Source organism: Phaeacidiphilus oryzae TH49, from assembly GCF_000744815.1.
GTDB classification, from domain to species: Bacteria; Actinomycetota; Actinomycetes; order Streptomycetales; family Streptomycetaceae; genus Phaeacidiphilus; species Phaeacidiphilus oryzae.
The window spans coordinates 730,378-743,698 of record NZ_JQMQ01000005.1 but is presented as its reverse complement, the minus strand read 5'-3'; the positions used below and the strand labels follow the sequence as shown (position 1 = coordinate 743,698).

General features: G+C 74.6%; 12 protein-coding genes. 5 read left to right on the top strand and 7 right to left on the bottom strand.

Features of this window, described 5'->3' with window-relative positions:
• Positions 1 to 11: 11 nt before the first annotated feature.
• The gene (locus BS73_RS07665) at positions 12 to 767 is read right to left on the bottom strand and encodes a CPBP family intramembrane glutamic endopeptidase (RefSeq protein ID WP_235215342.1); all 756 of its coding nucleotides are present in this window, start codon (positions 765 to 767) and stop codon (positions 12 to 14) included.
• A 212-nt stretch (positions 768 to 979) separates the two neighbouring features.
• Here BS73_RS07665 and BS73_RS07660 point away from each other — a divergent pair, with 212 nt between their 5' ends.
• Both BS73_RS07660 and BS73_RS07655 read left to right on the top strand, forming a co-directional pair.
• The gene (locus tag BS73_RS07660) at positions 980 to 2,044 is read left to right on the top strand and encodes a lipoate--protein ligase family protein (RefSeq protein WP_037570581.1); all 1,065 of its coding nucleotides are present in this window, start codon (positions 980 to 982) and stop codon (positions 2,042 to 2,044) included.
• 94 nt (positions 2,045 to 2,138) lie between these two features.
• Positions 2,139 to 2,441, top strand: a complete 303-nt coding sequence (locus BS73_RS07655) for a hypothetical protein (protein WP_037570580.1) — start codon at positions 2,139 to 2,141, stop codon at positions 2,439 to 2,441.
• Between the two features lie 6 nt (positions 2,442 to 2,447).
• On the opposite strand, the gene BS73_RS07650 is transcribed toward BS73_RS07655, so the two are convergent.
• Positions 2,448 to 3,317, bottom strand: coding sequence for an SAM-dependent methyltransferase (locus tag BS73_RS07650; RefSeq protein ID WP_322987245.1), 870 nt, complete (start codon positions 3,315 to 3,317; stop codon positions 2,448 to 2,450).
• A 131-nt stretch (positions 3,318 to 3,448) separates the two neighbouring features.
• On the opposite strand from BS73_RS07650, the gene BS73_RS07645 reads away from it, so the two are divergent.
• Complete coding sequence (locus BS73_RS07645) at positions 3,449 to 4,204, top strand: glucose 1-dehydrogenase (protein WP_235215341.1); 756 nt, start codon at positions 3,449 to 3,451, stop codon at positions 4,202 to 4,204.
• A gap of 205 nt (positions 4,205 to 4,409) precedes the next feature.
• Positions 4,410 to 5,519 (top strand): alpha-hydroxy acid oxidase, encoded by a 1,110-nt coding sequence (locus tag BS73_RS07640; protein WP_161789654.1) that lies wholly within the window; start codon positions 4,410 to 4,412, stop codon positions 5,517 to 5,519.
• Here BS73_RS07640 and BS73_RS07635 read toward each other — a convergent pair.
• Positions 5,479 to 6,393, bottom strand: a complete 915-nt coding sequence (locus BS73_RS07635; protein WP_051939667.1) for an inositol monophosphatase family protein — start codon at positions 6,391 to 6,393, stop codon at positions 5,479 to 5,481. The genes BS73_RS07640 and BS73_RS07635 overlap by 41 nt on opposite strands.
• Before the next feature lie 207 nt (positions 6,394 to 6,600).
• Between BS73_RS07635 and BS73_RS07630 the strand changes: the two genes are divergently transcribed.
• The gene (locus tag BS73_RS07630; protein WP_037570577.1) at positions 6,601 to 9,084 is read left to right on the top strand and encodes an excinuclease ABC subunit UvrA; all 2,484 of its coding nucleotides are present in this window, start codon (positions 6,601 to 6,603) and stop codon (positions 9,082 to 9,084) included.
• Between the two features lie 134 nt (positions 9,085 to 9,218).
• Here the strand turns inward: BS73_RS07630 and BS73_RS07625 are convergent, their stop codons facing one another.
• From BS73_RS07625 to BS73_RS07610, 4 genes are all read right to left on the bottom strand, one after another.
• The gene (locus tag BS73_RS07625) at positions 9,219 to 10,067 is read right to left on the bottom strand and encodes an SAM-dependent methyltransferase (RefSeq protein WP_037570576.1); all 849 of its coding nucleotides are present in this window, start codon (positions 10,065 to 10,067) and stop codon (positions 9,219 to 9,221) included.
• 137 nt (positions 10,068 to 10,204) lie between these two features.
• The gene (locus BS73_RS07620) at positions 10,205 to 11,623 is read right to left on the bottom strand and encodes an NAD(P)(+) transhydrogenase (Re/Si-specific) subunit beta (protein ID WP_037570575.1); all 1,419 of its coding nucleotides are present in this window, start codon (positions 11,621 to 11,623) and stop codon (positions 10,205 to 10,207) included.
• Entirely contained in the window at positions 11,620 to 12,057 is a 438-nt protein-coding gene (locus BS73_RS35945) for an NAD(P) transhydrogenase subunit alpha (protein WP_084703879.1), read from the bottom strand. The genes BS73_RS07620 and BS73_RS35945 overlap by 4 nt, the downstream gene beginning before the upstream one ends.
• Complete coding sequence (locus tag BS73_RS07610) at positions 12,054 to 13,202, bottom strand: NAD(P) transhydrogenase subunit alpha (protein ID WP_051939666.1); 1,149 nt, start codon at positions 13,200 to 13,202, stop codon at positions 12,054 to 12,056. The genes BS73_RS35945 and BS73_RS07610 overlap by 4 nt, the downstream gene beginning before the upstream one ends.
• Positions 13,203 to 13,321 lie beyond the last annotated feature (119 nt).

Genomic DNA, 13,321 nt, shown 5'->3' with positions numbered 1-13,321 from the left:
TCCCGGACCGGCTACCGCAGCAGGTAGCCGGCCAGGTAGCCGAGGGCGTTGGTGGACCAGTGGAGCGCGGCGGGCGGCAGCAGACTGCCGCTCCGCCTGCGCAGCTCGCAGAAGAGCGCCCCGGCGAGCGCGGTGAACAGCACCGCCCCCAGGTCCACCACCACCCGGCCGGCCAGGGAGTCCCCGAACACCGAGCCCAGCGCGGGCTTGTCGGAGGCCAGGTCGAGGGAGGGCAGGATGTGCCACAGCCCGAAGAGCAGTGAGGAGACGGCTGTCGCCCACCGCCCTCCCCAGCCGCGCCGGACCAGTGCGTACAGCACCCCGCGGAAGGCGACCTCCTCCAGCATCACCGTGCCGATCGGGACATAGACCAGGGCCCGCAGCAGTACCGCGCCCAGGCCGAGGCCCGCGTTGCGCTGGTCGTCGAAGAGGCTCCTGGTCATCGGCAGCAGAGCGCCGGCCAGATACACCAGGGCGACCAGTGCGATCAGTGCTCCGGCCCACGCGGCTCCCCGGGGCAGCGCCGCTCTGCCCAGGCCCAGGTCCGCCGCGTCACAGCCGGCCAGGCGGGCGATCCCCAGCAGCAGCGCCGTGGCGGCACAGGCGGTGGCCAGGCCCCAGCCGTGCAGCCAGCGGTTGTTCGCCAGGTTGATCAGCACCAGGGCGACCAGCACCGCGAGGAGGGCCAGACGGGGCTTGCGCGGCGGGCGTCCGGACGGCTCGCGGGGCGCCGGCTTCGGAGCCGGGGCCGGGCTCGGGGTCGCCACCGTCTCCTCCTGCGGGTCGGCCGACGGCCATCATCGGAGACGGCCCCGCCGCTCCGGGCCGCCGCGCCGCCGCCGCGCCGCGCCGTTCACCCGTTCGCCCGGCCGCCGAACCGCCCGCCGCCCGATCCCCTGGGGCCCACCGCGTGTCCGGGATGGGAAGGAACCCGACCGGTCATAGCGTTCTCGGGGCGAGAGCGGGAGAAGGCGGTGTGATGCACGGCGAATACAAGATCCCCGGTGGGAAGCTGGTTGCGGTGGACCTGGAGGTCCGCGACGGGGTGCTGCGGGACGTCCGGGTGGCCGGGGACTTCTTCCTGGAGCCGGACGAGGCCATCCTGCTGATCGACCGGGCGCTCGAGGGCGCGCCCGCGGACGCCGACGCGGCGGCGCTCGCCGCACGGATCGACGCGGCGCTCCCCGAGGGCGCGGTGCTCTTCGGACTCACCAGCGCCGGCATCGGCGTCGCCGTCCGCCGGGCGCTGGCCGAGGCCACCGACTGGACCGACTACGACTGGCAGTACATCCACGAGGCCCCGCAGCCGCCGGCCCTCCACATGGCGCTGGACCAGGTGCTCACCGAGGAGGTCGCGGCCGGCCGCCGGCCGCCGACGCTACGGGTCTGGGAGTGGGCCTCCCCGGCCGTCATCATCGGCAGCTTCCAGTCGCTGCGGAACGAGGTGGACCTGGACGCGGCGGCCCGGCTCGGCGTGGACGTGGTCCGCCGGGTCAGCGGCGGCGGGGCGATGTTCGTCGAGCCCGGGAACACCATCACCTACTCGCTGTCCGTGCCGGACTCGCTGGTGCAGGGGCTGAGCTTCGCCGACAGCTACGCGTACCTGGACGACTGGGTGCTGGGCGCCCTCGGGGACATGGGGATCCAGGCCTGGTACCAGCCGCTCAACGACATCGCGACCGAGCAGGGCAAGATCGCCGGGGCGGCCCAGAAGCGGCTGGTGGGCCCGGGTGGCGGCCCCGGCGCGGTGCTCCACCACGTGACGATGTCCTACGACATCGACGTGGAGAAGATGCTGCGGGTGCTGCGGATCGGCAAGGAGAAGATGTCCGACAAGGGCACCCGCAGCGCCAAGAAGCGCGTCGACCCGCTGCGGCGGCAGACCGGGCTGCCGCGCGAGACCGTCATCGACCGGATGGTCGACTCCTTCCGGGCGCGGTACGGGCTGAGCGCGGGCGAGGTTTCCGCCGAGGAGCTGGGACGGGCGAAGGAGCTGGTGGAGGAGAAGTTCGGCACGGGGGAGTGGACGGCGCGGGTGCCATGACGCCAGGCCGTGACGCCGGGCCATGACGCCAGGCCGTGACGTCGGCGGCCGGAGGTCGTTGGGCAGGACGATCATCGGTCGTCGAGGAGAGAGGGTGGGCATCGTGCGCCGAGCCGTCGCCGCCACCGCATTGACCGCGAGCGCCGTCACCGCCGCCGTACTGGGGCAGGCGGGAACCGCGCAGGCGAACCAGTTGGGGCCGGGTGAGCTGCTGGGGCAGGCCGCCCAGCCGGGACTCACCGCCGTCCCGGCGGACCTGCTGTACGTCCAGGGCGTGACCTCGCACCAGCCGCCGAAGGTGGCCCAGTCCGGTCCGCTGAGCGGGCTGAGCGGGGTGACGCAGCATCTGGGCGACCTGACCGCGCCGCCGAAGATGCACGGCGCTCCCGTTCGCTAGCCCAGGTCAGGGCACGCGAGCCACCGCGCCGTAGCAGGAGACCAGCGCCGGGGTGAGGGACGGGTCCGGCGCGCCCGCGTCCGGGCGCCACTTGTGGACGAGCCGGAGCCCGGGGTCCACCGGCTCCAGGCCGTCCAGCAGGCCGGCTATCCGGGCCCGCGGGCGGGGGCGGATCAGGCTGGTGGCGCGGTGCTCGCGGTAGACGCTGCGAGCGGCCTCCCACTCCTCGGGGGCGAAGTCCGCCGTGACGTGCGAGAGGACCAGGTAGCTGCCGGAGGGCAGCGCCGCGGTGAGCCGGCGGACGATCTCCGCCGGGGCGTCCTCGTCCTGGAGATGGTGGAGCACCGCGACCAGCAGGAGCCCGATCGGCCGGTCCGGCTCCTCGTCCAGGCCGAGCACCTCGCGGGTGAGCGACGCGTTGAGGATCGCCTCCGGGTCGCGGAGATCGGCCTCCAGATACGCGGTGCGGCCCTCTGCGGTGCCCTGGAGGAGGGCGCGGGCGTGGGTGAGGACGATCGGGTCGTTGTCCACGTAGACCACGCGGGCCCCCGGCCGGACCGCCTGCGCGGTCTCATGGACGTTCGGCGCGGTGGGCAGGCCGGTGCCGATGTCCAGGAAGCGGTCGACCCCTGCCTCCCCGGCCAGCCAGCGGACGGCTCTGCGCATGAAGTCCCGGTTCTGACGAACCGTCACCGGGCCGCCGGGCTTGGCCTTGAGGCCTTCCTCGGCGGCCGCGCGGTCGGCGGGGAAGTTGTCCTTCCCGCCGAGCAGGTAGTCGTAGACCCTGGCCGGGTGCGGCCGATCGGTCTGCAGGTCCAGGGACCGCTGGGCGGGCGCGTCCGGGTCGGGTCTCATCCACTCGGGCGAGGTGCTCACGAGATCGAATCGTAGGGCTGATCTGCTCGTCGTGTGAGCGATTCGGGGGAGAGAAGTGCTCTCCGGGCGAGGGTGCGGGCCGCCGGCGTCGGCGCCTTCCGGTCCGCGGGGCCCACTGCCACCATGGCGGGATGAGCATGAGCATGGGCAAGAGCGGCCGGGTGTCCGGCAGGACCGTGCTGATCACCGGCGGCGCCCGCGGCATGGGCGAGGCGCACGCCCGGTTGCTGGTGGCCGAGGGCGCGCGGGTCGTCGTCGGCGACATCCTGGAGGAGGAAGGGCGCGCGCTGGCCAAGGAGTTGGGCCCGGACGCCGCCCTCTTCCAGCCGCTGGACGTCACCTCGGAGGCGGCCTGGCAGCAGGCGGTCTCCGCCGCAGAGGAGGCCTTCGGCCCGGTCTCGGGGCTGGTCAACAACGCCGGCATCGTCCACGTCGGCCCGATCGCGGAGCTCTCCGAGGCCGACTACCGCAAGGTGGTCGACGTCAACCAGGTCGGCGTCTTCCTCGGGATGAAGTCCGTGCTGCCGTCGATGCGGCGGGCCGGCGGCGGCTCGATCGTCAACATCTCCTCGGTCGGCGGGATCATCGCCTTCAGCGGCATAGTCGGCTACACCGCCGCCAAGTGGGCGGTGCGGGGGATGACCAAGACCGCGGCCCAGGAGTTCGGCCGGTACGGGATCCGGGTCAACTCGGTCCACCCGGGGATGGTGGCCACCCCGATGACCGCGGACGCGCCCGGCACCGAGGGCGCCGTCGCCCACCTCCCGATCCCGCGCCAGGCCCGCCCCGAGGAGCTGGCCACCATGGTCCTCTTCCTCCTCTCGGACGAGTCGAGCTACTGCACCGGCGGCGAGTTCACCGTCGACGGCGGCTACACCACCTTCTGACGCCGCTCCGCCTGCCCACCCCGCCTGCCCACCCCGCTTGCGCCCCGCCTGCCCGCCGCACCCCGGGCGCGGGCGTTTGGCGCGGCCCACCCGGGATATCCGGCGTCTTATGAAACCCTCTGAGATTCCCGCCATGCTGAGGGTCGCCAGGCCCCCGGCGCCGTACGGGGCTTGGCGCCTCGCGCGCTGCGAGAGCATCTCGGACGTGGCCCGCCGGGCCCGCCGCCGGCTGCCGTCCGCGGCCTGGGCCTACCTGGAGGGGGGCGCGGAGGACGAGTACACGCTGCGGCGGAACCGGGCGGCCTTCGACGAACTCGAGTTCCTCCCCGAGGCCCCGGGCGATGTGCGCGAGATCGACACCGGTACCACCGTCCTCGGCATCCACCAGCCGCTGCCCTTCGTCCTCTCCCCGGTGGGCGCTCCGCGGATGGTCCACCACGAGGGCGAGGTGGCGGTGGCCCGGGCGGCCCGGCACGCGGGAATCCCGTACGGGATCTCCACCCTCGCCAACACCTCGGTGGAGGAGGTCGCCGCGCAGACGGACACGCCGCTGTGGTTCCAGCTCTACCTCTGGAGCGACCGCGAGGTGATCCGGGGGGCGATCGAGCGGGCCCGCCGCGCCGGGTTCCACGCCCTGGTGCTCAACATCGACACCAACGTGCGGTCCAAGCGCGAGCGGGAGAAGCACGCCGGCCTCTCGCTGCCCCGGCCGCAGCTGACCCTGCCGTCCTTCCTGGACGGCGCGCTGCACCCGTACTGGTCCTGGCACCTCCTCACCTCGGAGCTGATCACTTTTCCCAACATCGGCCCGGACGACCGGCGTTCGCTGGACGTGGTCGCCGACCTGTTCGACGGCACGGTCTGCTGGAACGACCTGAAGTGGATCCGCGAGCAGTGGGAGGGGCCGGTCGTGGTCAAGGGCGTCCTGCGGCCGGAGGAGGCGGTCCGGGCCGCGGGGGCCGGGGCCGACGCCATCGTGGTGAGCAACCACGGCGGCCGGCAGCTGGACCATGTGCCGGCCACCATCGACGTGCTGCCGGGGATCGTCGAGGCGGTGGGGGACCGGGTGGAGGTGCTGGTGGACTCCGGGTTCCGGCGCGGCAGCGACATCGCGGCGGCGCTCGCCCTGGGCGCCCGGGCGGTGCTGCTCGGCCGGGCCCATCTGTACGGGCTGGCAGCCGCCGGGGAGGCGGGCGTCCGGCACTGCATCGACATCCTCGCCCATGAGCTGACCGTGACGATGGGGCTGTGCGGGGTGCGCAGCGTCTCCGAGCTCAGCCCGGACCTCCTGCGGCGGCGGGTGCCGGGGACGTGAGCGCGAGGCCGGTCAGCCGGGTGTGCAGCCAGCCGGTGAGGGCCGGATCGGCCTGGCGCCGGTGGGCCAGGAAGCCGGGGAGTGCTGGGGCGGGGTGCGAAGGTCGCCGGGGGCGGCAGGGCGCCGGGAGCGTCATGGGCGGCGGGCGCGCCCGGGCGGCGATGGGCAGGAAGGCGCCGCCCGCCGAGCGGACCAGGGCGAGGCCCGCCGCGGTGTCCCAGGGCTTGATGACGAGGTTGCAGGCGGCGTCGGCGCGGCCGGCCGCCACCCAGGCCAGGCTCAGCGCGGTGGAGTAGATCCGCCGGACCTCGGCCCTGGTCAACAGCTCGGCCAGGAAGGCGAGTTCGGGTCCTTCCACCCGGCCGGGGAGGGGGATGTCGGTGAGCACAAGGGGCTTGCGCGCGGCGGCGGGAGCGACCCGCAGGGCTCCGGGCGGGGTCTCCAGCCTGAACGGCAGCCCCTCCCCGCCGGTGAAGCACTCGTCCCGGAAGACGTCCAGCACGCAGCCGGCCACCACCCGGTCCCCGACGGCGGCGCCGACCGAGACCGCGGCGAGGGGGATGCCGCGCAGCAGATTGCCGGTCCCGTCGATCGGGTCGACGTACCAGCGGACCGGTGCTGGCCCGCCCCCGGCCTCGCCGCCGCCGCGCTCCTCGCCGAGGACGGCCGAGCCGGGGACGGCGTCCGCCAGCAGGCCGCGCAGATGGTCCTCGACCGCCAGATCCGCCGCCGTCACCGTGTCGAAGCCGTCCGCGGACTTCTCCCGCACCGTGAGCCGGTCCTCGGCGCCGCCGAGCAGCCCGCGCAGCAGCTTGGCCGCGGAGCGGCAGGCGTCCACCGCTATCGGCAGGAGGCGGTCGGGGCCGTCCGGCATACGGGTACTCCCTGGGGGCGCGGGGCGAGGGCTTCGCGGGGGCAAACCCGGACACCCTAACCGTTCGGGTACGTTCGACGGGTGATCGCATCGTCAGAGCCGGGACCTGGGGCGGAGCCAAAACCGGGGCCCGAACCGGGGCCGAACCCAGCCCCCAGGCCGGGGCCGACGCCCGCGCCCGCGCCGGCCGAGAGCGCTTCCGACGGCATGGTCCGCGTCCACGGCGCGCGGGAGCACAACCTGCGCGGGGTCGACCTCGCCGTGCCGCGGGACCGGATCGCGGTCTTCACCGGGGTCTCCGGCTCCGGCAAGTCCTCGCTGGCCTTCGGCACGATCTACGCCGAGGCGCAGCGCCGCTACCTGGAGTCGGTCAGCCCCTACGCCAGGCGGCTGATCGACCAGGTCGGCGCCCCCCGGGTGGGCGAGATCACCGGGCTGCCGCCGGCGGTCGCGCTGCGGCAGCCCCGCGGGGGCGGCAGCGCCCGCTCCTCGGTCGGCACGGTCAGCGGGCTCTCCAACGTGCTGCGGATGCTCTTCTCCCGGGCGGGGACCTATCCGCCGGGCGCCGAGCAGCTGGACTCCGACGCCTTCTCACCGAACACCCCGGCCGGCGCCTGCCCCGCATGCCACGGCCTGGGGCGGGTGCACGACGTGGACGCCGAGGCGATGGTCCCGGACCCCTCGCTGAGCATCCGCGAGGGAGCCGTCGCCGCCTGGCCGGGCGCCTGGCAGGGCAAGAACTACCGGGACATCCTCGGCGAGCTCGGCGTCGACCTGGACGCGCCCTGGTCCGAGCTGCCCGCCGAGCGCCGGGACTGGATCCTCCTCACCGAGGAGCAGCCGGTCGTCACCGTCCACCCGGTGCGCGAGGCCGGCCGCATCCAGCGGCCGTACGAGGGGACGTACTCCAGCCCGCGCCGCTGGGTGCTGCACACCTACGCCACCACCAAGAGCCGCACGCTGCGCGCCAAGGCGGCCCGCTTCCTGCTCTCCCGGCCGTGCCCGGCCTGCGGTGGGCGCCGGCTGCGGCCTGAGCCGCTGGCCGTCCGCTTCGGCGGACGGGACATCACCGCGTACGCCCGGCTGCCGCTGGCCGAGCTGGCCGAGGCGCTGGCCCAGGCGGCGGCGCCGGGCGCGCTCGCCGCCGGCGGGGTGGACGGGGCCCGGGCGGAGGCGGCCGCCGCGCTGGTGGAGAACCTCCGCGGCCGGATCGGCGCGCTGGTCGAGCTGGGGCTCGGCTACCTCGGCGCGGACCGCTCCACGGACACCCTCTCCTCCGGGGAGCTCCAGCGACTGCGGCTCGGCACGCAGCTGCGGGCGGGGCTCTTCGGCGTGCTGTACGTCCTGGACGAGCCGTCCGCGGGGCTGCACCCGGCCGACACGGACGCGCTGCTGACGGCGCTGCGGCGGCTGCGGGTGGCCGGCAACTCGCTCTTCGTGGTGGAGCACGACCTGGACGTGATCCGGGCCGCGGACTGGATCGTGGACGTGGGGCCGGGCGCGGGGGAGCGCGGCGGTGAGGTGCTTTACAGCGGCGCGGTGCCGCAACTCGCGGATGTGGAAGAGTCGGTGACCCGCCGTTACCTCTTCGGTGCGCGGGCGGCCGGGGCGGGTGGGCGGCCGGGCGCCCGCCGCGTCCCCAGCGGTTGGCTGGAGCTCTCCGGTGTCGAGCGGCACAACCTCCACGGTCTCGAAGTCGCCTTTCCGCTGGGCGCGTTCACGGCGGTCACGGGGGTCTCGGGCTCCGGGAAGTCGACGCTGGTCGGCCAGGTGCTGCCGGCGGTGGTGGCCCGGGACGCCTCCGCGGAGGCCGGGCCGGCGGAGGAGGAGCCGGACGGGGAGCCGGAGGCCCCGAGCGAGGACGATCCGGCCGCGGGGGTCGTGGTCCGCGGCGGGGAGGCGGTCCGCCGGCTGGTGCGCGTCGACCAGAAGCCGATCGGCCGCAGCCCGCGCTCCAACCTGGCCACCTACACCGGCCTCTTCGACACCGTCCGCAAGCTCTTCGCCGCCACCCGGGAAGCGCGGGAACGGGGTTGGGGGGCCGGCCGGTTCTCCTTCAACGTGGCCGGCGGGCGCTGCGAGAACTGCCAGGGCGAGGGCGAGATCCGGATCGAGATGCTCTTCCTGCCGGGGGCGACGGCCCCCTGCCCGGTCTGCGGCGGGCGCCGCTACAACGAGGAGACGCTGGAGGTGCGGCTGCGCGGCCGGTCGGTGGCCGAGGTCCTGGACCTGACCGTGGAGCAGGCCCGGGAGTTCTTCGCCGAGGACCCGGCCGCGGCCCGCCCGCTGGCCGTCCTGGAGGAGGTCGGCCTCGGCTATCTGCGGCTCGGGCAGCCGGCCACCACGCTGTCCGGGGGCGAGGCGCAGCGCGTCAAGCTGGCGGCGGAGCTGCAGCGGGGGCGGCGCGGCCACACCCTCTACGTGCTGGACGAGCCCTCCACCGGGCTTCACCCGGCCGACGTCGACCTCCTCAACGCGCAGCTCCACGGGCTGGTGGACGCGGGGCACACGGTGGTGGTCGTGGAGCACGACATGTCGGTCGCGGCGGGAGCGGACTGGGTGATCGACCTCGGGCCCGGCGGCGGCGAGGCGGGCGGCCGGGTGGTCGCCGCCGGCGAGCCGCCGGACGTCGCCCGCGCGACGGAGGGGGCGACGGCCCCCCACCTGCGCCGGGCGCTCGCCGCGGAGTAGCCGCGGGCGAGGGGGCGCCGTTGCCGGCCGGGGCTGGTGGGGTGGTCGGCCGCGCCGATCCCCGCGCCCTTGGGGTGCGCTTGCGCTGGTCGTCGAGCGGCGGGGAGCGGTCCGTGCCGTGACTTCCGGAAGGGTCAGTCCTTGGCGGCCACGGCCGCGTAGGTGCAGACGAGTTCGGCGGTGAGGGCGGCGTCGGAGGGGTGGTCGCCGGGACGCCAGTCGATGGTGGGGACGACGCCGGGGGCGAGGAGGGTGAGGCCGGAGTCGGCGAGGAGGTGTTCGACCTCCTCGCGGCTGCGGGTGGTCAGGGGGATACCCGCCTCGCGGTAGATCCTGCGGCCCTCCTCGTCCGACTCCGGGGTGGAGAAGTCCGAGGTCAGGTGGGAGAGGACGACCAGGCTCCGGTCCGGCAGCGCCGCGGTCAGCCGCCGCACCGACGCGTACGCCTCCTCGTCGGCGAAGAAGTGCAGCAGGGCGACCATCATCAGGCAGACCGGCTCGCCCGGCTCCAGCAGCTTGCGCGTCGCCGGCGCCGAGAGGATCGCCTCCGGATCCCGGAAGTCCGCGCCCAGGAAGGCCGTCGAGCCGGACCCGTTCTTCGAGCTGAGCAGGGCCCGGGCGTGGGCCAGCACGATCGGGTCGTTGTCGACGTAGACGACCTGCGCCGCCGGGTCGACGGACTGCGCCACCTCGTGGGTGTTCTCCGCCGTCGGAATCCCCGTCCCGACGTCGAGGAAGCGGCTGATGCCCTGCTCGCAGGCGAAGCGGACGGCCCGGCCGAGGAAGCGGCGGTTGGCCCGGGCCGCATCGGGGACGCTCGGCGCGTTGGCGACGAAGCGTTCCGCCGCCGCGCGGTCCGCGGGGAAGTTGTCCTTGCCGCCGAGGTAGTAGTCGTACATCCGGGCGCTGTGCGGGACGTCGGTCCGCAGCTCGACCGGCTCCCGCCCGTCAGGCCCGGTCCGCATCCACTCGGTGTTCGTCATCCGCCACCACCCGACTGATCATCCGCCAGAACGCCGCCATGATAAGCGGAACCGGCGGGCTCCGCCGACGCGTCGTCAAGTCCCGTCACTCGCTTGGCTGTTCCTCCTCCAGCCGCCCGCCCGCTCCCTGCCGCGGCTCAGGCCACGAAGGTGCGGACGGCCGCCCGGAGGTCGGAGAGCGCCTGCTTCGCGTCGGAGAAGAGCATTCCGGTCTGCGGGGCGGTGTAGAGCTCGTTGTCGATGCCGGCGTAGCCGGGGGCCATCGAGCGTTTGATCACGATGACGTTCTTCGAGCGGTCGACGTCCAGGACGGGCATCCCGGAGACGGGGTTGCCGGGGCGGCGGGCGGCCGGGTTGGTGACGTCGTTGGCCCCGACCACCAGCGAGACGTCGGTCTGCGGGAAGGCCGGGTTGGCCTCCTCCAGGTCGAGGAGCTGGGGGTAGGGCACGTCTGCCTCGGCCAGCAGGACGTTCATATGGCCCGGCATCCGCCCGGCCACCGGGTGGACCGCGTACCGCACCTGCACCCCGTGCTCCTCCAGAAGCTGGGCCAGGTCGCCCAGCTCGTGCTGGGCCTGGGCGGCCGCCAGGCCGTAGCCGGGGACGATCATCACCCGTTCCGCGTAGGCGAGTTGGATCGCCGCGTCGTCCACGGACAGCGAGCGGACCCGGGCGTCGCCGGCGCCCTCACCGCCTACCGGCCCCTCGTCGCCGGTGCCGAAGCCGCCGACGATGATCGAGACGATCGAGCGGTTCATGGCGTCCGCCATCAGCTTGGTGAGGATCCCGCCGGAGGCGCCGACCAGCGCGCCGGCGGTGATCAGCGCGGGCTCGTCCAGGACGAATCCGGCCATCGCCACCGCCGTGCCGGTGCAGGCGTTCAGCAGCGAGATCACCACCGGCATGTCCGCCCCGCCGATCGGCAGCACCATGGCCACCCCGAAGGCGAGGCCCAGCGCGGGCAGCAGCGCCGCCGAGAGCCACAGCCACTGCGGGTCCAGCACCGAGATCAGCCCCGCCACGAACATCAGCGGCAGCCCGAAGGTGCAGGCGGTACGCAGCGCGGGCAGCCCGATCGGGCGGCCGGGGACCAGTCCCTGGAGCTTCCCGGCGGCGATCAGCGAGCCGGAGAAGGTGACCGCGCCGATGACGATGTCCAGTGCGCCGGGGACGGTGGTGCGGGCGGCGATTCCGGCCGGGTGGGAGGTCTGCAGCAGGTCGGTGACCGTGATCAGCACCGCCGCCCCGCCGCCCACCGCGTTGAAGAGGCTGACCAGTTGGGGCATGGCGGTCATCGCGACCCGGCGCGCCGAGTAGAGTCCGGCGGCCGAGCCCAGCGCCCCGCCGAGGAGCAGCACCAGCCAGCCGTAGCCGCTGATCGCGCCGTCGTTGAGCAGCAGGACGGCGGTGGCCAGGACGGCCACCGCCATCGCGGCTGCCGAGATCGCGTTGCCGCGGCGGGCCGTACGCGGGGTGTTCATCAGATGGAGGCCGACGACGAAGCAGGCCGCCGCGGCGAGGAGGACGTACCGGACGGCGGCGTCCAGACTGTTCACTCCGGCCTCCCGGGGGCGGACGGGCCTTCGGCGCCGGCGGGCCGTTCGGCGGGCCGGTCGTCGCCGGTGAAGCCGCCGGTGGGCGCGACGGCGGGCGGCCCGGCGGGCGCTTCAGCGGGCGACCCGGCGGGCGGCCCGGCCGGTTTCTCCTCGCGCTTGCCGCGGAACATGTGCAGCATCCGGTCGGTGACCACGTATCCGCCCACCACGTTCATCGCGCCCAGCGCCACGGCGAAGAAGGCCAGCACGTAGCCGACGGCGTCGTGCGCCTGGGCGGCGATCAGCATCGCGCCGATCACCACCACCCCGTGGATCGAGTTGGCGCCGGACATCAGCGGGGTGTGGAGGGTGGCCGGCACCTTGCTGATCACCTCGAAGCCGACCAGCACGCTGAGCACGAAGATGTAGACCGCGGTGAGCAGGGAGAGTGTCACGGCCTCGGCCCTCCTTCTGTGACGGGCGCGGGCGGGAGCAGCAGCGCGCCGGTGATCTCGTCGGCCGGGTCGACCGTCAACTTGCCCTCAGGCCCCGTGAGATGGCGCAGAAGCGCGGTGAGGTTGCGGGCGTACGCGGTGGAGGCCGCGGTGGCCGCGGCCGAGGGCAGCGAGCCCGCGCCGATCACCGTGACGCCGTTCGGCAGCACGATCGTCCGCTCCGGCTCGGAGAGCTCCACATTGCCGCCGTACTCGCTCGCGGCCAGGTCGACCAGGACGGAGCCGGGCCGCATGGCGGCCAGTGCCCGCTCGGTGACCAGCACCGGGGGCGTGCGCCCCGGCACCTGGGCGGTGGTGATCACCACGTCGAAGGAGGCCGTCCGCTCGTCCAGGGCACGCTGCTGCGCGGCCAGTTCCTCGGCGGTCAACTCTCGCGCGTAGCCGCCGGATCCGGCCGCGGAGGCGGCCGCGGCGCCGAGGTCGAGGAAGCGGGCGCCGAGCGATTCCGCCTCAGCCCGGGCCGCCGCGCGGACGTCGTAGGCGGTGACCACCGCCCCCAGCCGGCGGGCGGTGGCGATGGCCTGCAGGCCGGCGATCCCGGTGCCCAGCACCAGGACCGCGGCCGGCCTGGTGGTGCCGGCCGCGGTGGTGAGCATCGGGAAGAAGCGGTCGAAGGCGTGCGCGGCCAGCACCGCGGCCTTGTAGCCGGCCACGCTGGACTGCGAGGTCAGCGCGTCCATCGACTGCGCACGGGAGAGCTGCCGGGGCAGCCGGTCGAGGCTGAGCGCGAGTACCCCGCGCTCCGCCCACTCCGCGGCCTGCCGCTGGTGCCGGGCCGGGTCGAGGAGGCCGATCAGCAGCTGGCCGCCGCGCAGCGGAGGCAGCGCCTCCAGGCCGTCGGCCCGCACGCAGAGCAGCACGTCGGCGCGGGCCACCAGGTCGGCCGGGTCGGACGTGATCTCGGCGCCGGCCTCCCGGTACTCCTCGTCGGGTAACCAGGCGCCGTCCCCCGCCCCGCTCTCCACCAGTACCGTCGCACCGGCGCCCGCGTCCGCCGTGAGCAGTCCGGGGACCGCCTGGGGGACCAGTGCGACGCGCCTTTCGCCGGGCGCGCGCTCCTTGACGACTCCGACCGTGGCGTCCATGCCCTTATGGTCGGAGCGGCCCGTCGCCCCGTCCAGCCCACGGGAGGCCGAAGTATCAACGGACGGCGGGTGACTGACGCTGCGTCACATCACAGTCGAGGCCGGACTGGGGGGTTCGC

Coding starts and splice junctions, on each gene's coding strand:
- BS73_RS07660 (WP_037570581.1), top strand. CDS start 980: ATGCACGGCGAATACAAGATCCCCGGTGGGAAGCTGGTTGCGGTGGAC.
- BS73_RS07645 (WP_235215341.1), top strand. CDS start 3,449: ATGAGCATGAGCATGGGCAAGAGCGGCCGGGTGTCCGGCAGGACCGTG.
- BS73_RS07635 (WP_051939667.1), bottom strand. CDS start 6,393: ATGCCGGACGGCCCCGACCGCCTCCTGCCGATAGCGGTGGACGCCTGC.
- BS73_RS07630 (WP_037570577.1), top strand. CDS start 6,601: ATGGTCCGCGTCCACGGCGCGCGGGAGCACAACCTGCGCGGGGTCGAC.
- BS73_RS07625 (WP_037570576.1), bottom strand. CDS start 10,067: ATGACGAACACCGAGTGGATGCGGACCGGGCCTGACGGGCGGGAGCCG.
- BS73_RS07610 (WP_051939666.1), bottom strand. CDS start 13,202: ATGGACGCCACGGTCGGAGTCGTCAAGGAGCGCGCGCCCGGCGAAAGG.